The sequence below is a fragment of the Micromonospora rhizosphaerae genome, from assembly GCF_900091465.1.
GTDB classification, from domain to species: domain Bacteria; phylum Actinomycetota; class Actinomycetes; order Mycobacteriales; family Micromonosporaceae; genus Micromonospora; species Micromonospora rhizosphaerae.
Genome location: NZ_FMHV01000002.1, coordinates 2,217,461 through 2,237,908 on the forward strand (window position 1 = coordinate 2,217,461; position 20,448 = coordinate 2,237,908).

The following is a 20,448-nucleotide window of genomic DNA, read 5'->3' on the forward strand; positions in this document are numbered from 1 at the left end:
TCATGGCCCACGGATGCCGTTCAGCGCAGCCCGCGTAGCACCAAAAGCACACCGAGCAGCGCGAGCCCGGCGGCGGTCAGCGCGGTCAGGGGGAACGACCAGCGCTGGGCGCGACGTGGTCCGGTGCCGGTGGCCCGCCGCCAGTTCAACGCGAGCGCGCCGAGCCAACCCACCACCGCGACCGCCGCCAGCAGGGCGTCGGTGAGGTCGCCGGTGAGCGCCAGCCGGACCAGCAGTACGACCACCGCGGCGAACGCCAGCAGGGTGCGTCGCCAGGCCAGCCGGGTCCGTTCCGGCTGGAGGCCCGGGTCGCCGGTCATCCGATCGCCCGGGCCAGCACCGCGGCCACCAGCAGCAGCGCGCCGAGGGCGACGGCGAGCGCCAGCACCGCCGGGAAGCGCGACGCCGGCAGTTCCTCGCCGAGCCGGATGGCCCGCTCGGTACGCGCCCAGTGGTCCACCGCCCGCACCGCGACCGTGCCGCCCAACAGCAGCAGCGCGATGGCGATCGCCTCGCGCAGGTGGGTCAGGGGCAGCGGCGGCAGGAACTGCGCGGCGGCCAGCCCGCCGGCGATCAGCGCCAGCCCGGTCCGCAGCCAGGCCAGGAAGGTCCGCTCGTTCGCCAGCGAGAACCGGTAGTCGGGCCGGCTTCCGACCGACCGCAGCTCACGGGGATCGAACCACCGCCTGATCGCCTCCCACACGCCGTCGATTATCCGCTTTGTCCGATGCATAGCCTGAGAGGATGACCGATCTTGACACCCGCACGCTGCGGGACGCCTACGACACCCAGATCCGTCCGGAGATCCCCGACCCGCTGCCGGCCGGGGTGACCGTGGAACGGGACGGCCCCCTGGTCCGCATCCTCGGCCTGGACCAACGCGGCTTCCTGACGTACCGGGACCTGGGCGGGCTGGCCGGCGCGGAACTGGACGAGCTGATCGCCCGGCAGGTGGAGCTCTTCCGGCGCCGGGGCGAGGCGGTGGAGTGGAAGCTCAACGGCCACGACGAGCCGGCCGACCTGGGCGATCGGCTGCGTGCCGCCGGGTTCGTCCCCGAGGACCTGGAGACCGTGGTGGTCGGTCCGGTCGCGGCGCTGGCCGCCGCCGTCCCGGTCCTGCCCGACGGGGTACGCCTGCGTGAGGTCACCGCCCGCGCCGACCTGGAGCGGATCGCCGCGATGGAGGAGGCGGTCTGGCACGACGACCGGAGCCACCTGGTGACCGGGCTGGCGAAGGAGATCGACGCCGACCCGCAGTCCATCACCGTGGTGGTGGCCGAGACGGGGGAGACGGTGGTCAGCGCGGGCTGGGTCCGCTACCTGCGCAACACCGGCTTCGCGACCCTCTGGGGCGGCTCGACGCTGCCCGAGTGGCGTGGCCGGGGCATCTACCGGGCGTTGGTCGCGTACCGGGCGCGGCTGGCCGAGCAGCGCGGGAAGACGCTGCTCCAGGTGGACTGCTCGCCGGACAGTCGGCCGATCCTGGAGCGGCTCGGCCTCGTCCCGGTCACCACGACCACCCCGTACGTCTACACTCCGTGATCATGGAGCAGCGGTTGACGGAGGAGGAGCGACTCATCCTGAAGACGGGGGCGTTCGGCGCCGTCTTCCTGGTGTCGAACGTCGAGCCCGGGATGCTCGCCATGATCAGGGAGAGCATGGCCGCGTCCGGGGTGATGGCGGACGCCAGCGGCGTGGTGAGGGAGGCGCTCACCACCGGCCCGCTGCCGAAGCTGCCCCGGGACTCGACGCTGGAGATCGAATCGGTGGTGCTGCCGGCGCTGACCCGGGCGCTGCAGATCCTGCGGGAGAAGGCTCCGGACGAGTTGGAGACGTACCGGTCGGTGGTGCTGGCCGCGGTGGACCGGGTGGCCGGGGCGGACCGGGGGGTGGCGCCGGCCGAGGCGGCGATGATCGACCGGATCAGGACCGCGCTGGCCGAGCCGGCCTGACCGCGCCGACCGACCAGAGCGCCCGGACGCTGGTCCGGACGCAGCGGTCGCGGACCCGCCCGCAGGCGCACCGGTAGGTGTCGGGGCTGATCCGGCGGCAGGGCCGGCGGGAGGCGGCCACGTCTCCCGCGGCCCGACCTGTCGCCGCCGAACTGCTAATTTCCGACATGTACGTCACCTCCCGATTTGCGAGCTTACCCGCGCCGGGCGACTCGCGGTGACCTGTGTCACTCCGAGGTCCCGAAGCGGCCATGCTACTTGCGGGTAACATGGCGCCCGTGGGCAACTGCACAGCAGCCCGCGGTTGACCGAGCGTTAAGTCACGCGGGAGGCTGCGCCCGTGACCGGGCGAGCGATCGCAACACCAAACAGGAGGGTCGTCGAAGCGCGATGAACATCGTCGTACTCGTCAAGCAGGTGCCCGATTCGGGCGCGGACCGCAACCTGCGTTCTGACGACAACACCGTCGACCGCGGTTCGGCGAACAACGTCATCAACGAGATGGACGAGTACGCCATCGAAGAGGCGTTGAAGATCAAGGAGGCGCACGGCGGCGAGGTCACCATCCTGACCATGGGTCCGGACCGGGCGACCGAGTCGATCCGCAAGGCGCTGTCCATGGGCCCGGACAAGGCCGTGCACGTGGTGGACGACGCCCTGCACGGGTCCTGCGCCGTGGCCACCTCGAAGGTGCTCGCCGCCGCGCTCGGTCAGCTCAACGCGGACCTGGTGATCTGCGGCGCCGAGTCGACCGACGGTCGGGTCCAGGTGATGCCGCACATGATCGCCGAGCGGCTGGGCGTCGCCGCGCTGACCGGTGCGCGCAAGCTCACCGTGGACGGCGCCACGCTGACCGTCGAGCGGCAGACCGAGGAGGGCTACGAGGTGGTCACCGCCTCGACCCCGGCCGTGGTCTCCGTCTGGGACACCATCAACGAGCCGCGCTACCCGTCCTTCAAGGGCATCATGGCCGCCAAGAAGAAGCCGGTGCAGACGCTCTCCCTGGGTGACCTCGGCGTCGCCCCGGCCGAGGTGGGCTTCGACGGCGCGACCAGCGCCGTGCTGGAGCACACCAAGCGCCCGCCGCGCTCCGGCGGCGCCAAGATCACCGACGAGGGCGACGGCGGCGCGAAGCTGGTCGAGTTCCTCGCCACCGAGAAGTTCGTGTGAGAGGTCTGGACATGTCTGAGGTTCTCGTCGTCGTCGAAGCCACCCGGGAATTCGGCGTCAAGAAGGTCACCCTGGAGATGCTCACCCTCGCCCGCGAGCTGGGCACGCCCAGCGCGGTCGTGCTCGGCGGCCCCGGCGCCGCCGAGGCGCTGAGCGCCAAGCTGGGCGAGTACGGCGCGGAGAAGGTCTACGCGGCCGAGAGCGAGGAGATCGACGGCTACCTGGTGGCCCCGAAGGCCACCGTGCTGGCCGAGCTGGTCAACCGAGTGCAGCCGGCCGCCGTGCTGCTCGCCTCCTCGCAGGAGGGCAAGGAGATCGCCGCCCGCCTGGCGGTCAAGCTGGACAACGGCATCCTGACCGACGTGGTCGGCCTCGAGGCCGACGGCACCGCGACCCAGGTGGCCTTCGCCGGCTCCACCATCGTCAAGTCCAAGGTCACCAAGGGCCTGCCGCTGGTCACCGTCCGGCCGAACTCGATCAACCCGGCGCCCGCCGCGGCCACCCCGGCGGTCGAGCAGCTCACCGTCGCGGTCACCGACGCCGACAAGCTGGCCAAGGTCGTCAACCGGGTCGCCGAGCAGAAGGGCACCCGTCCCGAGCTCACCGAGGCGTCGGTCGTCGTCTCCGGCGGTCGCGGTGTCGGCAACGCCGACAACTTCAAGCTGGTCGAGGAGCTGGCCGACCTGCTCGGCGGCGCCGTGGGCGCGTCCCGCGCGGCCGTCGACTCCGGCTTCTACCCGCACCAGTTCCAGGTCGGTCAGACCGGCAAGACCGTCTCCCCGCAGCTGTACATCGCGCTCGGCATCTCCGGCGCGATCCAGCACCGGGCCGGCATGCAGACCTCGAAGACCATCGTCGCGGTGAACAAGGACGGCGAGGCCCCGATCTTCGAGCTGGCCGACTTCGGTGTGGTGGGCGATCTGTTCAAGGTCGTGCCGCAGGCCGCCGAGGAGATCCGCAAGCGCAAGTGAGACAGGGGGCGGGCGCCGCCGGCGCCCCGGCCCCTGGGAGCAGATACCGAGAAAGAGTGGCCATTCCGTGGTGGATGGCCACTCTTTCTCGGTATCTGTCTGCCCGTATTCCGCAGCGGGCGGGCGACGATGGGAGCTGATCGGCGAGCCGGGGAGCTGAGCCGGCCCGCCGATCAGCCCGTTCAGGGGGGCGCGAGAGCCCGGGGCGAGCGTACCGGCCGGGAGGATCTGCATGCTCCTGGGGATCGATCAGCCCGACCCCGTAGTACCCCGGACTCCGCGAGAGATTCGCTGCCGCCCGGCCCGGCGCAGACCGGCACTGCGGCATCCGGCGGGTCAGCTCCCGGCCGATAGGCTTAAGGGTGATGGCATACCTGGATCATGCGGCGACGACCCCGATGCTCGACGAGGCACTCGAGGCGTACGTCGCCACCGCCCGCGAGGTCGGCAACGCGTCGTCGCTGCACGCTGCGGGCCGGCGTGCCCGGCGGCGGGTGGAGGAGTCCCGGGAACGGGTGGCCGCCGCGCTCGGCGCCCGCCCGTCTGAGGTGATCTTCACCGGCGGCGGCACGGAGAGCGACAACCTCGCGGTGAAGGGCATCTTCTGGGCCCGCCGCGCCGCCCGGCCCCACCGGGTCCGGGTCGTCGCCAGCGCCGTCGAGCACCACGCGGTGCTGGACGCGGTGGACTGGCTGGCCCGACACGAGGGCATCGAGGTCGGCTGGTTGCGGGTCGACGCCGCCGGTCGGCTCGACCCGGACCGGCTCCGCGCCGAGCTGGCCGAGCACGGCGAGCGGGTCGCCCTGGCCACCGCGATGTGGGCCAACAACGAGGTCGGCACCGTGCAGCCGGTGGCCGAGCTGGCGGCGGTCGCTGCCGAGCACGGCGTGCCCTTCCACACCGACGCGATCCAGGCGGTCGGCCAGGTGCCGGTCGACTTCGCCGCCAGCGGCGTTGCCGCGCTCACCGTGACCGGGCACAAGCTCGGCGGGCCGACCGGGGTCGGCGCCCTGCTGCTGGCCCGGGACGTGGCGGCCACCCCGCTGTTGCACGGCGGCGGCCAGGAGCGCGACGTCCGCTCCGGCACCCTCGACACCGCCGGCATCGTAGCCTTCGCGGTCGCCGTCGAGACCGCGGTGAAGGGCCAGCAGGAGTACGCCGCCCGAGTCGCCGCCCTCCGCGACGAGCTGGTCGAACGGGTCCGGCAGGCGGTGCCCGAGGTGGTCTTCAACGGCGACCCGGTCGATCGGCTCCCCGGCAACGCCCACTTCTCCTTCCCCGGCTGCGAGGGGGACGCACTGCTGCTGCTCCTGGACGCCCAGGGCATCGCCTGCTCGACCGGCTCGGCGTGCTCGGCCGGGGTGGCCCAGCCCTCGCACGTGTTGCTGGCGATGGGTGCCGACGACGACCGCGCCCGCTCCTCGCTGCGCTTCACCCTCGGCCACACCAGCACCCGCGCCGACGTCGACGCCCTCATCGCCGCCCTCCCGGCGGCTGTCGACCGGGCCCGCCGCGCGGCCGCCCTCCGTACCCCCCGCTGACCCGGATACGCTCGGTGGGATGAGGGGAGTGGACTGGTGAGGGTTCTGGCGGCGATGTCGGGCGGGGTGGACTCCGCCGTGGCGGCGGCGCGCGCGGTGGAGGCCGGGCACGACGTGACCGGGGTGCACCTGGCGCTGGCCCGCAACCCGCAGACCTACCGCACCGGGGCCCGCGGCTGCTGCACGCTCGAGGACTCCCGGGACGCCCGGCGGGCCGCCGACGTGATCGGCATCCCGTTCTACGTCTGGGACATGGCGGACCGCTTCCACGAGGATGTGGTGGACGACTTCGTCGCCGAGTACGCGGCCGGCCGTACCCCGAACCCCTGCCTGCGCTGCAACGAGAAGATCAAGTTCGCCGCGGTGCTGGACCGGGCCGTGGCTCTGGGCTTCGACGCGGTGGTCACCGGTCACCACGCCCGGCTCGGCCCCGACGGCCTGCTGCGGCGCAGCGTCGACCTCGCCAAGGACCAGTCGTACGTCCTGGCGGTGCTGACCCGCGAGCAGCTGGACCGGTCGATCTTCCCGCTCGGCGACTCCACCAAGGCGCAGGTACGCGAGGAGGCGGCCCGGCGCGGGCTCGCGGTGGCCGACAAGCCGGACTCGCACGACATCTGCTTCATCGCCGACGGTGACACCCGTGGCTTCCTCGCCGAGCGGCTCGGCGAGACGCCCGGCGACGTGGTCGACGCGCTCACCGGCGCGGTGGTCGGCAGTCACACCGGCGCTTACGCGTACACCGTCGGCCAGCGGCGCGGCCTGCACCTGGACCGGCCCGCCCCGGACGGCCGCCCCCGCTACGTGCTCTCCATCACCCCGAAGACCAACACGGTGACCGTCGGCCCGGCCGAGGCGCTGGAGGTCTCCCAGGTGCGGGCGACCCGCCCGGTCTGGACCGGCGGCGAGCGACCGACCGCGCCGGTCGAGTGCGAGGTGCAGCTGCGGGCGCACGGCGACGTGGTGCCGGCCACCGTCGAGCTCCGCGGCGACGGGCTCTCCGCCGAGCTGCGCCGACCGGTGCGCGGGGTCGCCGCCGGCCAGGCGATCGTGGCGTACCGGCCGGACCCGGCCGGGGACGTGGTGCTCGGCTCGGCCACCATCACCGGCTGACCGCTCCGCGCCCCGGCCACCGGGCGCAACGGATAATCTTCGGCCGTGACTGATCAGCCCTGGCCCTGGCCCGCCGGGGCGGCGACCGGCATCGGCTCGCTGCCCGGCACCGACATCGCCGAGGCCCAGCGGGTCGTCCTCGGTGAGCTGCCCGCCCTGCCGCACCTGGCGGAGCTGCCCGCCCGGGGCCCCGGCGCCGACCTGATCGGCCGCACCGGCGGCCTCCTCGTCGAACTGCCGGTCGAGCTGTACGCGGCCCGCTGGCGGATCGCCGCGCGCCCGGGGCGGGACCTGCGCCGGGCCCGCGACCTGATGGAACGGGACCTGGACCAGCTCGCCGAGCAGGCCGAGGAGTACGCCGGGCCGATCAAGGTGCAGGCCGGTGGTCCACTCACCCTGGCCGCCTCGCTGGAGCTGCCGATCGGCGGCCGGATGCTGCGCGACCCGGGCGCGGTGCGCGATCTCACCGGCTCGCTCGCCGAGGGGCTGCGCGGGCACGTCGAGGCGGTGGCCCGCCGCCTGCCCCGGGCCTCGGTGCTGCTCCAGCTCGACGAGCCGTCCCTGCCGGCGGTGCTCGCCGGCCGGGTGCCCACCGAGAGCGGCTTCGGCACCCACCGGCCGGTGGAGTCCAGCGTCGCCGGTTCCCTGCTGGGCACGGTGATCGAGGCGGCCGGCGTCCCGACCGTGGTGCACTGCTGTGCTCCGGACGTGCCGTTGGAGCTGATCCGCTCGGCCGGGGCGGTCGGGGTCGCGCTGGACCTCAGCCTGGTCACCGACCTGGACCCGCTCGGCGAGGCGATCGACGCCGGGCTCGGGCTGCTGGCCGGCGCCGCGCCGGCCCTGCCGCCGTCCGCCGGTCGCGCGCCGACGTCCGCCCAGGTCGCCGACCGGGTACGCGAGCTCTGGGACCGCCTCGGCTTCCCGCGTCGCCGCCTCGCCGAGCAGGTGGTGGTCACCCCGGCCTGCGGCCTCGCGGCGGCCACCCCGCAGTACGCCCGCGCCGTCCTCACCGCCTGCCGGGACGCCGGCCGCCGGCTGTACGAGGAGTGAGTGAGGTTTCCGGTCGTACCCCCAGGGCAGGATGACGGGCATGATTGGACAGCTGCGTTCAGTGGTGATCGACTGCCCGGATCCGCGCGCCCTGGCCGGCTTCTACGCCGAGCTGCTCGGCCTGCCGCTGATCGAGGACAACTCCGACGGCGACGACTGGGTCATCCTCGGTGGCCCGCCCGGACATCAGCCGCGGATCGCGTTCCAGAAGGCGCCCAACCTGCGGGCGCCGGCCTGGCCCGACCCGGAGCGGCCCCAGCAGTTCCACCTCGACGTCACCGTCGACGACATCGAGACCGCGGAGAAGGCGGCCCTGGCCCTGGGCGCCCGGCGGTTGCCGGGCGAGGGTGACGGCTTCCGGGTCTACGCTGACCCGGCCGGGCACCCGTTCTGCCTCTGCTGGGACTGACCGGGAGGGGCGGGAGGCCAGCCTGGCGGGGGGTGCGGCCACGGTGCATGATCGCCACCGTGATCGACACCTCGCTCCGGCGGGCCTCCGGCTCGCTCTTCGGTCTCGCCTACGGTGACGCCCTGGGCAAGCCGACCGAATTCCTCACCGTCGCCGAGATCGAGCGCCGGTACGGCCCGACCGGGCCCCGGGAGCTGGTCGGTGATCCCGCGCTGGTCACCGACGACACCCAGATGGGGCTCGCCGTGGGTTGGGCGCTGCACGACGCGCCCGCGTTCACCCCGGCGGGGGTGGAGCCGCTGCTGCGGCGGCGCTTCCTCGACTGGTCGGTCAGCCCCGACAACAATCGCGCGCCCGGCATGACCTGCCTACGGGCCTGCGCCGAGCTGTCCCGGGGCACCCGCTGGCAGGAGGCGACCGTGGCCGACTCGAAGGGCTGCGGCGCCAACATGCGGGTCACCCCGGTCGGGCTGCTCGACGTCGACCTGGACACGCTCGCCGGGCTGGCCCAGCTCCAGGCCGGCCTGACCCACGGCCACCCCACCGGCCTGGCGGCCAGCGAGCTCACCGCGTACGCGGTGCGGCTGTTGCGCGACGGCGCCGGGCTGGCCGAGCTGCCCGGCCTGCTCACCGCGCGGGCACGCGAGCAGCGCCTGGTCTACCGCGCCGACTGGCTCGGCGACCTCTGGCAGCGTTCGCGGGCGGAGACGCCGGCGGAGTTCATCGCCCGGGGCTGGGACGAGTGCCTGCAGGCGCTGGCCCGCCTCGACGCGGCGCTGGCCCGTCCCGACGACGGCGGCGATCCTTGCCGGCACACCGGCGAGGGCTGGATCGCCGAGGAGGCGCTGGCGACCGCGCTGCTCTGCGCCCTCCGGCACGCCGACGACCCGGTCGGCGCGCTGGCCCGCGGGGCGACCACCGCCGGCGACTCCGACTCGATCGCCGCCCTCGCCGGCGCCTTCGTCGGCGCCGCCCACGGCATGGCTGCCTGGCCGTCGGACTGGTCCACCCGCATCGAGTACGCCGACCAGCTCACCGCCCTAGCCACCCCCCACGACTGACCCCCACCCCACCCCCACCCCCACCGCCCCTCCCCGCCCGCCCCTCCCCGCCCGCCCCCTGTGCTGGTTGATCATGAAGTTGTTGTCATGGACACGCCGGAATCGAGGGCAATAACTTCATGATCGACCGGATTGGTCGGGGGGCGGGGCGGGTGTGGGGGGACGGTTGTCCCACCCCGGGGCTAACGTTCGTGGGGTAGCAGGATCAGAGGAGGTCAGCAGCGGTGTCGGAAGGCGGCAGGGTGTCCGAGGAAGCGATTCCCCAGCAGGTCAGCCCGGCGCAGGAGGCGGCGGCGGGCGCCGAGCCGACCCCGGAGGCGCGGGAGCGGCACGCCACGCTGAGCCAGGAGCTCACCGAGCACCAGTACCGCTACTACGTGCTCGACGCGCCGACCATCTCCGACGCCGAGTTCGACAAGCAGCTGCGCGAGCTGGAGGCGTTGGAGGCGGAGTTCCCCGCGCTGCGCACGCCCGACTCGCCGACCCAGCGGGTCGGTGGCACCTTCTCCACCGACTTCACGCCGGTGACCCACGCCGAGCGGATGCTCTCGCTGGACAACGCCTTCGCCGACGAGGAGCTGGCCGCCTGGGCCGAGCGGGTCGAGCGGGACGCCGGCGGCCCGGTGCCGTACCTCTGCGAGCTCAAGGTCGACGGCCTGGCGATCAACCTCACCTACGAGCGCGGCCGCCTGGTCCGGGCCGCCACCCGGGGCGACGGGCGCACCGGCGAGGACGTCACCGCCAACGTCCGCAGCATCCGGGACGTGCCGAGCCGGCTGACCGGCACCGAGGATTTCCCCGACGTGCCGGAGTTTCTCGAGGTCCGCGGCGAGGTCTACTTCCCGGTCGCCGCCTTCGCCGACCTCAACGCCGGCCTCGTCGAGCAGGGCAAGGCGCCGTTCGCGAACCCGCGCAACGCGGCCGCCGGCAGCCTGCGGCAGAAGGACCCGCGGGTCACCGCCTCCCGGCCGCTGCGCCTGGTGGTGCACGGCATCGGCGCCCGCCGCGGCTTCCAGCCGGCCGCCCAGTCCGAGTCGTACGCGGCGCTGAAGGCGTGGGGGCTGCCGACCAGCGACCGGTGGCGGGTGGTCCCCGACCTGGCCGGCGTCGCCGAGTACGTCGCGTACTACGCCCAGCACCGGCACGACGTCGAGCACGAGATCGACGGCGTGGTGGTCAAGGTCGATCCGGTCTCCATCCAGGGGCGGCTCGGCTCCACCAGCCGGGCTCCGCGCTGGGCGATCGCCTTCAAGTACCCGCCGGAGGAGGTGACCACCAAGCTGATCGACATCGACGTGAACGTGGGGCGCACCGGCCGGGTCACCCCGTTCGCAGTGCTGGAGCCGGTGCGCGTGGCCGGCTCCACCGTCGCTCTGGCCACCCTGCACAACGCCCGGGAGGTCGAGCGCAAGGGGGTGCTGATCGGCGACACGGTGGTGCTGCGCAAGGCCGGCGACGTGATCCCCGAGGTGCTCGGCCCGGTGGTCGACCTGCGGCCCGCCGACGCCCGGCCGTTCGTCATGCCCACCACCTGCCCGGCCTGCGGCACCCCCCTCGCCCCCGCCAAGGAGGCCGACGTCGACATCCGCTGCCCCAACAGCCGCAGCTGTCCGGCGCAGCTGCGCGAGCGGGTCTTCCACCTGGCCGGCCGGGGCGCCTTCGACATCGAGGTGCTGGGCTACAAGGGCGCCGCGGCCCTGCTCGACGCGCAGATCATCTCCGACGAGGGTGACCTGTTCCAGCTCGACGCCGAACAGCTCGCCCGCTCGCCGTTCTTCGTCAACAAGGACGGCAGCCTGGGCACCAACGCCACCAAGCTGCTGGACAACCTCGCCGTGGCCAAGGAGCGCGACCTCTGGCGGGTGCTGGTCGCGCTCTCCGTCCGGCATGTCGGTCCCACCGCGGCGCAGGCCCTCGCGCGACACTTCCGCTCGATCGAGGCCATCGACCGGGCCAGCGAGGAGGAGCTGTCCTCGGTGGACGGTGTCGGCCCGACCATCGCCGCCAGCATCAAGGAGTGGTTCGCCGTCGACTGGCACCGCGAGGTGGTGCGCAAGTGGGCCGAGGCGGGCGTCCGGATGGCCGAGGAAGCGGTCGACGAGGGGCCCCGCCCGCTGGAGGGGGTCACCGTGGTGGTGACCGGCACGCTCGCCGGGTTCAGCCGGGACCAGGCGTCCGAGGCGATCCAGAGCCGCGGCGGCAAGGTCACCGGTTCGGTCTCCAAGAAGACGAGCTTCGTGGTGGTGGGGGACAACCCCGGCTCCAAGGCCGACAAGGCGGCCAGCCTCAAGCTCCCGATCCTCGACGAGGACGGCTTCCGGGTGCTGCTCGAGTCCGGCCCGGAGGCGGCCCGGGAGGTCGCCCGCACCGAGGGCTGAGGCCCGGCTCAACGTGAATCGGCAGCGGTCCTCGCCGCCGATACCAACTTCGTTACGACTGTGACCGCTTCATGACTGTCCTGCGGGGGAAACCGGGGCCAAGGGCGTTTCATTGATGCACGGCGTGCGCCGAGCATGCCACGGCCGTTTCCCGGGAGGTGCGATGGAGGCCGCCGATCCGCGAAACTCCGTCCCTCCCGGACGGGTGGCGCCGTTCTTCGGCTTCATCGCCGCGGTCTTCGTCCTGGCCGCGCTGGTCTCGGCCGAGCCGCTGGCCAGGCTCGCCGAGCGGCTGCCCGAGCTGCCGGCGGCGTTCTGGACCATGGCGGCGCTCGCCGTCGCCTGCGACGCGCGTCCGTTCGTCCCGCCCGGTCGGCGGCAGACCTCGGCGGTCTTCCCGTCGACCTGTTTCACCTTCGCCATCCTGCTCGGCTGGGGGCTGGGCCCGGCGGTCGCGGTGCAGGCGGTGGCGGTGGTCGTCTCGGGCTGGCGGATGGGGCACGCCGTGTGGCGGACCGGCTTCAACGCCGCCCAGTACGCCTGCGCCCTCGGCGCCGCGTACGTGATCACCCGGCTCGGCCCCGGCGGCATCTTCGACGACGGACGGTTGCGCTGGATGGACGTCGCGGCGATGGGCGGCGCCACCGCGGCCTGGTTTGCGGTCAACTACGGCCTGGTCAGCACCGCGGTCCGGTTGCGCTTCGGCGACCGGTGGTGGCCGAGCCTGCGGCAGGGGCTGCCGTACGAGCTGATCTCCACCGGCTCCCTGCTGCTGCTCGCCCCGGTGCTGGTCGCCGCCGCCCGGGCCAGCGCGGCCCTGATCCCGCTGGTGCTGGTGCCGCTCTTCGCCGTCTACCGGATGGCCCGGCTCTCCGCCGAGCAGGAGCAACTCGCCGCGCTGGACCCGCTCACCGGCCTGCCCAACCGCAAGGCGCTGCTGGCCGAGGTCGCCGAGCAGGTGCACCTGCACGCCGAGCGGGCCGCGCGGGGTGAGCCCGACTTCCACCTGGCCCTGCTGCTGATCGACCTGGACCGGTTCAAGCACGTCAACGACGCCCTCGGGCACGCGGTGGGGGACCGGCTGCTGGTCGAGGTGAGCGCCCGGCTGACCGACGTGGTGCCCGACGGGGACCTGGTCGCCCGGCTCGGTGGGGACGAGTTCGCGATCGTGGTCACCCGGCTCACCGGCACCGACGCGGCCCGGGAGCTGGCCGACCGGGTGGCCGGCGCGCTCGCCGAGCCGGTCCTGATGGATGGCCTGCCGCTGGACGTCGGGGGCTCGATCGGTATCGCCATCTTCCCCGAGCACGGCGAGGACTTCACCACCCTGATGCGCCACGCCGACGTGGCCATGTACGACGCGAAGCACCGCAACGACACCGTCGCGGTCTACGCCGCCGAGTCCGACCACAACTCGGCCGAGCGGCTGAGCCTCCTGGCCGACCTGCGCCGCGTACTCGAGGCCGGCCCACGCGCTGACCCGGCGGACCGCCCCGGTCGGCCCGGCGTCGCCGGGGTGGCGGACCGGGGGGTGCGCGGCGGTGACGGCGCCGCGCTGCCCGCCGGCGGCGTACCGCTCGACGGCGACGACGTCCGCGGCAACGGTGCGCCCAGCCGGTGGCGGCTGCGCCGCCGCCGCGAGCGGTCGCGGATCCCGCACGGCGACGAGCTGATCAACCGGATCGTCACCGGCGCCGACCCGATCCGTCGGCGGGCCGCCCGTCCGACCGAGGAGCCGCTTCCCGACGCCGTCCTGCCCGAGGCGGTCGACGAGCCGGACGAGGCGCCCGTCCCGGCCCCGCCGGCCGACGACGCCGAGGCCGAGCCGGCTGCCGATGCGGGCGAGATCACCATGTACTACCAACCGCAGATCGCCATCGCCACCGGGGAGGTCGTCGGGGTCGAGGCGTTGCTGCGCTGGCGGCATCCCCGCCGCGGCATGGTCGACCCGGGGGAGCTGATCCAGGTCGCCGAGCAGAGCGCGGTGATGCGCCTGCTCACCCGCCGGGTGGTCGACGACGTGGTCGAGCAGCTCGCCAAGTGGTCGGCGGCCGGGATCAGTTTGCGCGCCGCGCTCAACGTCAGCGTCCGGGACCTGCACACCGGGGAGATCGCCGACCAGATCGCCGACCGGCTCGCCCGCTACGGGGTACACCCGGACCGGCTGCAGGTGGAGATCACCGAGGGGGCGCTGATGGATCCCCGGCGGGTGCTGGCCAGCATCTCCCAGCTCAACCGGACCGGCGTCGGCATCGCGCTGGACGACTTCGGCACCGGCTACTCGTCGTTGCAACACCTGCGCCGGCTGCCGCTGTCGGAGGTGAAGGTGGACCGGTCGTTCGTGCTGGGGATGGCCGACGACCCGGACGACGCGGCGATCGTCCGGTCGATGATCGAGCTGGCCGGGGCGCTCGGGCTGCGGGTGGTGGCCGAGGGCGTGGAGGACGAGCGGACCTGGCGGCTGCTGCACGCGGCCGGCTGCGATGTGGCGCAGGGCTGGTTCTACGCCCGTCCCATGCCGGCCGAGGAACTGGGGACCTGGCTGTCCCGGTATCGGCCGGTCCGCCCCGCGGTGTCCGGCGACGCGGAGCATTCCCGCCGCCCGACGCGCTGAGCGGTTCGCCGGCCGGCGGCGGGACTGGCGGATGGGCGCGGTGGAGCTGATGTCGTGAACGACTCAGCGTCCCGGGCGGAGGGGGGAGTCGGAGGCGTCGGGGCGAGCGCAGGACAATAGACTCGCTCCGGTCACCGCGCGTCATCTCGACCCCGCGCGGCCGGCACACGCAGAGGCAGCAGGACAGCCACGAAGGGGGCACCGATGGCCGCCATCTCCCGCGAGGAGGTCGCGCACCTGGCGCGACTGTCGCGGCTCGCCGTCACCGAGGAGGAGTTGGACACCTTCGCCGGCCAACTCGACGTGATCCTCCAGTCGGTCGCCCAGGTCGGCGAGGTCGCCGCGGCGGACATCCCGCCGACCTCCCACTCGGTACCGCTGACCAACGTCCTCCGGGAGGACGTGGTGACGCCGTGCCTGACCCCCGAGGAGGCGCTGTCGGGTGCGCCCGACGCCGAGGAGCAGCGGTTCCGCGTACCGCGGATCCTGGACGAGGATGTGGCTTCATGAGCGACCTGACCAAGCTCAGCGCGGCGGAGATCGCCGGGCTCGTGGCCGGTGGAGAGACCTCGGCCGTCGAGGTGACGCAGGCCCACCTGGACCGGATCGCCGCGGTCGAGGACCGGGTGCACGCCTTCCTGCACGTCGACACCGAGGGCGCGCTGGCCGCCGCCCGTGCGCTGGACGAGCGCCGGGCCGCCGGCGCGGAGTTGGGCCCGCTGGCCGGCGTGCCGGTCGCGGTCAAGGACGTGCTCACCACCAAGGGCGTGCCGACCACCGTAGGGTCGAAGATCCTGGAGGGCTGGCGCCCGCCGTACGACTCGACGATCGTGCAGCGGCTGCGCGACGCCGGCACGGTGATGCTCGGCAAGACCAACATGGACGAGTTCGCCATGGGCTCCTCCACCGAATACTCCGCGTACGGGCCGACTCACAACCCGTGGGACCTGAGTCGGATCCCGGGCGGCTCGGGTGGTGGCAGCGCGGCCGCGCTGGCCGCGTACGAGGCGCCGCTGGCGATCGGCTCGGACACCGGCGGGTCGATCCGCCAGCCCGGCGCGGTCACCGGCACCGTCGGCGCGAAGCCCACCTACGGCGGCACCTCCCGGTACGGCCTGGTGGCGTTCTCCTCGTCGCTGGACACCCCCGGCCCGTGCGCCCGTACGGTGCTGGACGCCGCGCTGCTGCACCAGGTGATCGGCGGCCACGACCCACGCGACTCCACCTCGATCCCGCAGCCGGTGCCGGACGTGGTGGGCGCCGCGAGGCTGGGCGCGACCGGCGACCTGACCGGGGTGAAGCTCGGTGTGGTGACCGAGTTCACCGGCGAGGGCGCGGAGCCGGGCGTGATGGCCGCGTTCCGCGAGTCGGTGGAGGCGCTGGCGAAGCTGGGCGCCGAGATCGTCGAGATCTCCTGCCCGCACTTCAAGTACGCCCTGCCGGCCTACTACCTGATCGCGCCGAGCGAGTGCTCCTCCAACCTGGCCCGCTTCGACGGGGTCCGGTTCGGCCTGCGGGTCGGCGACGACGGCAACCGGTCGCTGGAGGAGGTCATGTCGCTGACCCGGGAGGCCGGCTTCGGCCCCGAGGTCAAGCGGCGCATCATGATCGGCACGTACGCGCTCTCCTCGGGCTACTACGACGCCTACTACGGGCAGGCGCAGAAGGTCCGTACGCTGATCACCCGGGACTTCACCTCGGCGTTCGAGCAGGTGGACGCGCTGATCTCGCCGACCACGCCGTTCGTGGCCTTCCCGATCGGGGCGCGCACCGCCGACCCGTACCAGATGTATCTGGCCGACCTGTTCACCATCCCGACCAACCTGTACGGCGGACCGGCGATCTCGGTGCCGTGCGGGCTCTCCGACGGGCTCCCGGTCGGCCTGCAGATCATGGCCCCGACGATGGCCGACGACCGGATGTACCGGGTCGCCGCCGCGCTGGAGTCCACGGTCGGCACGTTCACCCCACCGGCACTGTGAGGCAGGAGCACCGATGACGACGACACTGCCCGCGTACGACGAGGTTGTCGCGCGCTACGAACCGGTGATCGGTCTGGAGACGCACGTCGAGCTGGGCACGAAGACCAAGATGTTCTGCGGCTGCCCGACCGACTTCGGCGGCGAGCCGAACACCCGGGTCTGCCCGGTCTGCCTGGGCCTGCCCGGCTCGCTGCCGGTGGCCAACAAGGCGGCCATCGAGGCGACGATCCGGATCGGCCTGGCGTTGAACTGCTCGATCGCCGAGTGGTGCCGGTTCGCCCGGAAGAACTACTTCTACCCGGACATGCCGAAGAACTTCCAGATCAGCCAGTACGACGAGCCGCTCTGCGTCGACGGCTACCTGGACGTCGAGGTCAACGGCGAGCTGGTCCGGATCGGCATCGAGCGGGTGCACCTGGAGGAGGACACCGGCAAGACGCTGCACGTCGGTGGCGCCACTGGCCGCATCCACGGGGCGACCGAGTCGCTGGTCGACTACAACCGGGCCGGCATCCCGCTGGTGGAGATCGTCACCAAGCCGGTCCCCGGCACCGGCGCGATGGCGCCGGAGGTGGCCCGGGCGTACGTCACCGAGCTGCGCGACGTGATCCGCTCGCTCGGCGTCTCCGACGTCCGGATGGAGGAGGGCTCGCTGCGCTGCGACGTCAACACGTCGCTGAACCTGCCCGGCCAGGAGTGGGGCACCCGCACCGAGACCAAGAACGTCAACTCGCTGCGCTCGGTCGAGCGGGCGGTCCGCTCGGAGATGCTGCGCCAGGCGTCGGTGCTCGACGCCGGCGGGAAGATCACCCAGGAGACCCGGCACTTCCACGAGGACACCGGCGACACCACCCCCGGCCGGTCCAAGGAGACCGCCACCGACTACCGGTACTTTCCGGAGCCGGACCTGGTGCCGCTCGCGCCGGACCCGGCCTGGGTGGCTGAGCTGAAGGCCGCCCTGCCGGAGCTGCCCCGGCTGCACCGCCGCCGGCTGCAGGAGCAGTGGGGCCTGTCCGACCTGGACATGCAGTCGGTGCTGAACGCCGGCGCGGTCGAGCTGATCGAGCAGACCGTGGCCGCCGGCGCCACCCCGGCCGCCGCGCGCAAGTGGTGGCTGGGCGAGCTGTCCCGGCGGGCCAACGAGACCGGCGTGGAGCTGGCCGACGTCGGGGCCACCCCGGAGCAGGTCGCCGAGCTGCAGGGCCTGGTCGACGCCGGCAAGCTCAACGACAAGCTGGCCCGGACCGTGCTGGAGGGCGTGGTGGCCGGCGAGGGCTCGCCGACCGAGATCATGACCAACCGCAACCTGGAGGTCGTCTCCGACACCGGCGCGCTCACCGCCGCCGTGGACGAGGCGATCGCCGCCAACCCGGACGTCGCGGACAAGGTCCGCAGCGGCAAGGTCGCCGCGGCCGGCGCGCTGGTCGGCGCGGTCATGAAGGCCACCCGCGGCCAGGCCGACGCCAAGACCGTCCGCGAGCTGATCCTGGAGCGCCTCGGCGCCCAGGGCTGAGTCCCACCGGGAAGGCCGCCGTCCGACCGGCGGCGGCCTTCCCGCTTTTTCGAGTACGCGGCAACCCCGCACCCCTCGCGAGGGCGTCAACGGCGACGCCCGGATGGAGCCACCGTGAACGACCGTCCCCACCACGACCTCGAGGTTCTCGACGAGATCCAGCGGCGGGTGCTCTGGCTCGCCACCCGGATCGTGGACGCGGCCAACCACGACCGGAACACCGGCGACGGGGTGAAGGTCGGCGGGCACCAGGCGTCCAGCGCCTCGCTGGTCACCGCGATGACCGCGCTCTGGTTCGCCCACCTGAACGCCGAGGACCGGGTCGCGGTCAAGCCGCACGCCTCGCCGGTCTTCCACGCCATCCAGTACCTGCTCGGCAACCTGGACCGGTCGTACCTGCCGAAGCTGCGGGCCCGCGGCGGGCTCCAGTCGTACCCGTCGCGGACCAAGGACCCGGACGGGGTGGACTTCTCCACCGGCTCCGTCGGCCTCGGCGCGGCCGCGCCGCTCTTCGCCGCCGTCACCCGCCGCTACGTCGACGCGCACTTCGGCGCGCGTCCGCACGCCCGGTTCATCGCGCTGATCGGCGACGCCGAGCTGGACGAGGGGAACATCTGGGAGGCGGTCGCCGACCCGGCCACCACTGGCCTGGGCAACGTGATGTGGCTGGTCGACTTCAACCGACAGTCGCTGGACCGGGTCGTCCCGGGCGTGCGGATCAACCAGTGGCGCGGCCAGTTCGAGGCCGCCGGCTGGCACGTGGTCGAGGTCAAGTACGGCCGCAAGCTCGCCGAGGCGTACGCCCGGCCGGGCGGAGCGGCGCTACGCGACTGGATCGACCTGATGCCGAACGAGCAGTACCAGTCGCTGTTCGGGCTGACCGGGCCGGCGCTGCGCAAGCAGTTCCTCGACGGCGCGCCGGCCGGGATCGAGGAGTTCATCGCCGACATCCCCGACGACGAGCTGGGCCCGCTGGTGACCGACCTGGGCGGGCACGATCTTCAGGCGTTGCTCGACGCGTACGCCGAGTGCGACGCGGTGACCGACCGGCCCAGCGTGGTCTTCGCGTACACGGTCAAGGGGTGGGGGCTGCCGATCGCCGGCAACCCGCGCAACCACTCGGCGCTGCTCACCACCGAGCAGGTCGACGCCCTGCGCGCCGCGCACGGCCTGACCCGGGAGACCGAGTGGGACCGCCTCGACCCGGCGTCCCCGGCCGGCATCCGGGCCGGCGAGCGTCGGGAGGCGCTGTCCCGCCCGCCCCGCGAGCGGGCGCTGGGGGTCGCCGTCCCGGAGACCACCAAGGTACGCGCGAACAAGCCCATCTCGACGCAGGAGGTCTTCGGCCGGGTGCTGGTGGACCTGGCCCGGGACGAGCGGGTGGCGCCCTACCTGGTCACCACCGCGCCGGACGTGGCCACCTCGACCAACCTCGCCGGCTTCATCAACAAGACCGGTGTCTTCGCCCCCACCGAGCAGCGCTCCTGGTCCGAGGACCGGATGCTGCGCTGGACGGAGAGCCCCGCCGGCCAGCACATCGAGCTGGGCATCTCGGAGATGAACCTGTTCCTGCTGCTCGGCCAGCTCGGCCTGTCGTGGGACCTGTCGGGGCAGCCGCTGCTGCCGGTCGGCACGGTCTACGACCCGTTCGTGCTGCGCGGGCTCGACGCCTTCCTCTACGGCACCTACTCCGGCTCCCGCTTCGTGGTCGCCGGCACCCCGTCCGGCATCACCCTGGCCCCCGAGGGCGGCGCCCACCAGTCCACCATCACCGCCTCGGTGGGGCTGGAACTGCCCGGCGTCACCTTCATCGAGCCGGCGTACGCGGCCAGCCTGGACTGGCTGCTCTGCGACGCGCTCGGGCAGATCGCCGGCGGATCGGCGCTGGCCGCCACCGCGGCACCGGCCGAGGACGGGGCCTACTACTTCCGGCTCAGCACCCGCCCGATCGACCAGGCGCCCTTCGAGGCGGCCCGGGCCCGGATCGGCGACGCGGTGCTGCGGCGGCAGGTGGTCGCCGGGGCGTACCGGCTGGTGGACGCGCACGAGGCGCATCCACACCTGGCCGACGCCCCGGTCGTGCAGCTGGCCGCCTCCGGCGCGGTGCTGCCGGAGGTGCTGGCGGCGGCGGCCGAGTTGGCGGAGGAGGGGGTGGCCGCGCACGTCGTGGACGTCACCTCGCTCGACCGGCTCTACCGGGCCTGGCAGCGCACGCTGCGCCAGGGCGTCCGCACGGCGACGGTGCCGAGCGTGCCGGGCGCGCTGCGGTCGGCCTTCGCGGACCGGGTTCCGGTGGTGACCGTGCACGATGCTGCCTCGCACGCGATGGCCTGGCTCGGCTCGGCCCTCGGCGCCCCGGCGGTCCCGCTCGGCGTGGACGAGTTCGGCCAGTCCGGCAGCGTCCAGGAGCTGTACGAGCTGCACGACCTGCTCCCGGGCAGCATCGTCAACGCCGCCCTGGCGGCCCTGTCGCTGCGCTGAGCGCCCACCCCGCCCCTCTGTGACGGGCGGGGCGCGATCGCTTCCGGTGTGCCGGGCGGTGGCCGCCGCCGGCGCGCCGGCCACCGGCCCGGTCACTCTTGGTGACCGGCGGTCATGCTTATGCCGCGTCCTGGCGGGTCGCCCCTCGTTGTCCGCGCCAGCCCAACGCCGCCCGGCTGGCCGGCCCCGAGCAGCCGGCCAACTCGGACCGGGGCG

Annotated in this window: 17 protein-coding genes; 15 read left to right on the forward strand and 2 right to left on the reverse strand. The window is 73.5% G+C overall.

The window, feature by feature from the left end:
* Positions 1-20: 20 nt before the first annotated feature.
* Together GA0070624_RS10795 and GA0070624_RS10800 are read right to left on the reverse strand one after the other, a co-directional pair.
* A complete protein-coding gene (locus tag GA0070624_RS10795) occupies positions 21-320 on the reverse strand; it encodes a DUF202 domain-containing protein (RefSeq protein ID WP_091339743.1) in 300 nt (99 codons plus the stop codon).
* A complete protein-coding gene (locus GA0070624_RS10800) occupies positions 317-703 on the reverse strand; it encodes a YidH family protein (protein WP_091339747.1) in 387 nt (128 codons plus the stop codon). Before GA0070624_RS10800 ends, GA0070624_RS10795 begins: the two co-directional genes overlap by 4 nt.
* A gap of 41 nt (positions 704-744) precedes the next feature.
* Here GA0070624_RS10800 and GA0070624_RS10805 point away from each other — a divergent pair, with 41 nt between their 5' ends.
* The 15 genes from GA0070624_RS10805 to GA0070624_RS10875 all read left to right on the forward strand — a co-directional run bounded on the left by GA0070624_RS10805 (position 745) and on the right by GA0070624_RS10875 (position 20,232).
* Positions 745-1,542, forward strand: a complete 798-nt coding sequence (locus GA0070624_RS10805) for a GNAT family N-acetyltransferase (RefSeq protein ID WP_091339750.1) — start codon at positions 745-747, stop codon at positions 1,540-1,542.
* 2 nt (positions 1,543-1,544) lie between these two features.
* The gene (locus GA0070624_RS10810) at positions 1,545-1,952 is read left to right on the forward strand and encodes a hypothetical protein (protein WP_425413500.1); all 408 of its coding nucleotides are present in this window, start codon (positions 1,545-1,547) and stop codon (positions 1,950-1,952) included.
* 390 nt (positions 1,953-2,342) lie between these two features.
* Positions 2,343-3,122 carry an electron transfer flavoprotein subunit beta/FixA family protein gene (locus tag GA0070624_RS10815; RefSeq protein ID WP_091339757.1) on the forward strand — a complete coding sequence of 260 codons (780 nt, stop codon included), beginning with the start codon at positions 2,343-2,345 and terminating at the stop codon, positions 3,120-3,122.
* Between the two features lie 11 nt (positions 3,123-3,133).
* The gene (locus GA0070624_RS10820; protein WP_091339761.1) at positions 3,134-4,093 is read left to right on the forward strand and encodes an electron transfer flavoprotein subunit alpha/FixB family protein; all 960 of its coding nucleotides are present in this window, start codon (positions 3,134-3,136) and stop codon (positions 4,091-4,093) included.
* A gap of 365 nt (positions 4,094-4,458) precedes the next feature.
* A complete protein-coding gene (locus GA0070624_RS10825; protein WP_091339765.1) occupies positions 4,459-5,634 on the forward strand; it encodes a cysteine desulfurase family protein in 1,176 nt (391 codons plus the stop codon).
* 36 nt (positions 5,635-5,670) lie between these two features.
* Positions 5,671-6,744 carry a tRNA 2-thiouridine(34) synthase MnmA gene (mnmA, locus tag GA0070624_RS10830; RefSeq protein ID WP_091339768.1) on the forward strand — a complete coding sequence of 358 codons (1,074 nt, stop codon included), beginning with the start codon at positions 5,671-5,673 and terminating at the stop codon, positions 6,742-6,744.
* Between the two features lie 45 nt (positions 6,745-6,789).
* Positions 6,790-7,794: a uroporphyrinogen decarboxylase/cobalamine-independent methonine synthase family protein gene (locus GA0070624_RS10835; protein ID WP_091339771.1), complete on the forward strand. Its 1,005-nt coding sequence runs from the start codon at positions 6,790-6,792 to the stop codon at positions 7,792-7,794.
* A 40-nt stretch (positions 7,795-7,834) separates the two neighbouring features.
* A complete protein-coding gene (locus tag GA0070624_RS10840) occupies positions 7,835-8,203 on the forward strand; it encodes a VOC family protein (protein WP_176731661.1) in 369 nt (122 codons plus the stop codon).
* A gap of 47 nt (positions 8,204-8,250) precedes the next feature.
* Entirely contained in the window at positions 8,251-9,264 is a 1,014-nt protein-coding gene (locus tag GA0070624_RS10845; RefSeq protein ID WP_091339778.1) for an ADP-ribosylglycohydrolase family protein, read from the forward strand.
* Between the two features lie 242 nt (positions 9,265-9,506).
* Positions 9,507-11,642 (forward strand): NAD-dependent DNA ligase LigA, encoded by a 2,136-nt coding sequence (gene ligA, locus GA0070624_RS10850; protein WP_091339781.1) that lies wholly within the window; start codon positions 9,507-9,509, stop codon positions 11,640-11,642.
* A 163-nt stretch (positions 11,643-11,805) separates the two neighbouring features.
* Positions 11,806-14,256 carry a putative bifunctional diguanylate cyclase/phosphodiesterase gene (locus GA0070624_RS10855; RefSeq protein ID WP_091339785.1) on the forward strand — a complete coding sequence of 817 codons (2,451 nt, stop codon included), beginning with the start codon at positions 11,806-11,808 and terminating at the stop codon, positions 14,254-14,256.
* Between the two features lie 204 nt (positions 14,257-14,460).
* Positions 14,461-14,766 (forward strand): Asp-tRNA(Asn)/Glu-tRNA(Gln) amidotransferase subunit GatC, encoded by a 306-nt coding sequence (gatC, locus tag GA0070624_RS10860; protein ID WP_091339788.1) that lies wholly within the window; start codon positions 14,461-14,463, stop codon positions 14,764-14,766.
* Positions 14,763-16,238 (forward strand): Asp-tRNA(Asn)/Glu-tRNA(Gln) amidotransferase subunit GatA, encoded by a 1,476-nt coding sequence (gene gatA / locus GA0070624_RS10865; RefSeq protein ID WP_091339790.1) that lies wholly within the window; start codon positions 14,763-14,765, stop codon positions 16,236-16,238. Before gatC ends, gatA begins: the two co-directional genes overlap by 4 nt.
* Positions 16,239-16,251: 13 nt before the next feature.
* Positions 16,252-17,751 carry an Asp-tRNA(Asn)/Glu-tRNA(Gln) amidotransferase subunit GatB gene (gene gatB, locus GA0070624_RS10870; protein WP_091339793.1) on the forward strand — a complete coding sequence of 500 codons (1,500 nt, stop codon included), beginning with the start codon at positions 16,252-16,254 and terminating at the stop codon, positions 17,749-17,751.
* A gap of 114 nt (positions 17,752-17,865) precedes the next feature.
* Positions 17,866-20,232: a transketolase-like TK C-terminal-containing protein gene (locus GA0070624_RS10875; RefSeq protein WP_091339795.1), complete on the forward strand. Its 2,367-nt coding sequence runs from the start codon at positions 17,866-17,868 to the stop codon at positions 20,230-20,232.
* Positions 20,233-20,448 lie beyond the last annotated feature (216 nt).

Coding starts and splice junctions, on each gene's coding strand:
- gatB (WP_091339793.1), top strand. CDS start 16,252: ATGACGACGACACTGCCCGCGTACGACGAGGTTGTCGCGCGCTACGAA.
- GA0070624_RS10795 (WP_091339743.1), bottom strand. CDS start 320: ATGACCGGCGACCCGGGCCTCCAGCCGGAACGGACCCGGCTGGCCTGG.
- GA0070624_RS10805 (WP_091339750.1), top strand. CDS start 745: ATGACCGATCTTGACACCCGCACGCTGCGGGACGCCTACGACACCCAG.
- GA0070624_RS10855 (WP_091339785.1), top strand. CDS start 11,806: ATGGAGGCCGCCGATCCGCGAAACTCCGTCCCTCCCGGACGGGTGGCG.
- gatC (WP_091339788.1), top strand. CDS start 14,461: ATGGCCGCCATCTCCCGCGAGGAGGTCGCGCACCTGGCGCGACTGTCG.
- GA0070624_RS10825 (WP_091339765.1), top strand. CDS start 4,459: ATGGCATACCTGGATCATGCGGCGACGACCCCGATGCTCGACGAGGCA.
- GA0070624_RS10840 (WP_176731661.1), top strand. CDS start 7,835: ATGATTGGACAGCTGCGTTCAGTGGTGATCGACTGCCCGGATCCGCGC.
- GA0070624_RS10820 (WP_091339761.1), top strand. CDS start 3,134: ATGTCTGAGGTTCTCGTCGTCGTCGAAGCCACCCGGGAATTCGGCGTC.
- GA0070624_RS10845 (WP_091339778.1), top strand. CDS start 8,251: ATGATCGCCACCGTGATCGACACCTCGCTCCGGCGGGCCTCCGGCTCG.
- GA0070624_RS10810 (WP_425413500.1), top strand. CDS start 1,545: ATGGAGCAGCGGTTGACGGAGGAGGAGCGACTCATCCTGAAGACGGGG.
- GA0070624_RS10815 (WP_091339757.1), top strand. CDS start 2,343: ATGAACATCGTCGTACTCGTCAAGCAGGTGCCCGATTCGGGCGCGGAC.
- gatA (WP_091339790.1), top strand. CDS start 14,763: ATGAGCGACCTGACCAAGCTCAGCGCGGCGGAGATCGCCGGGCTCGTG.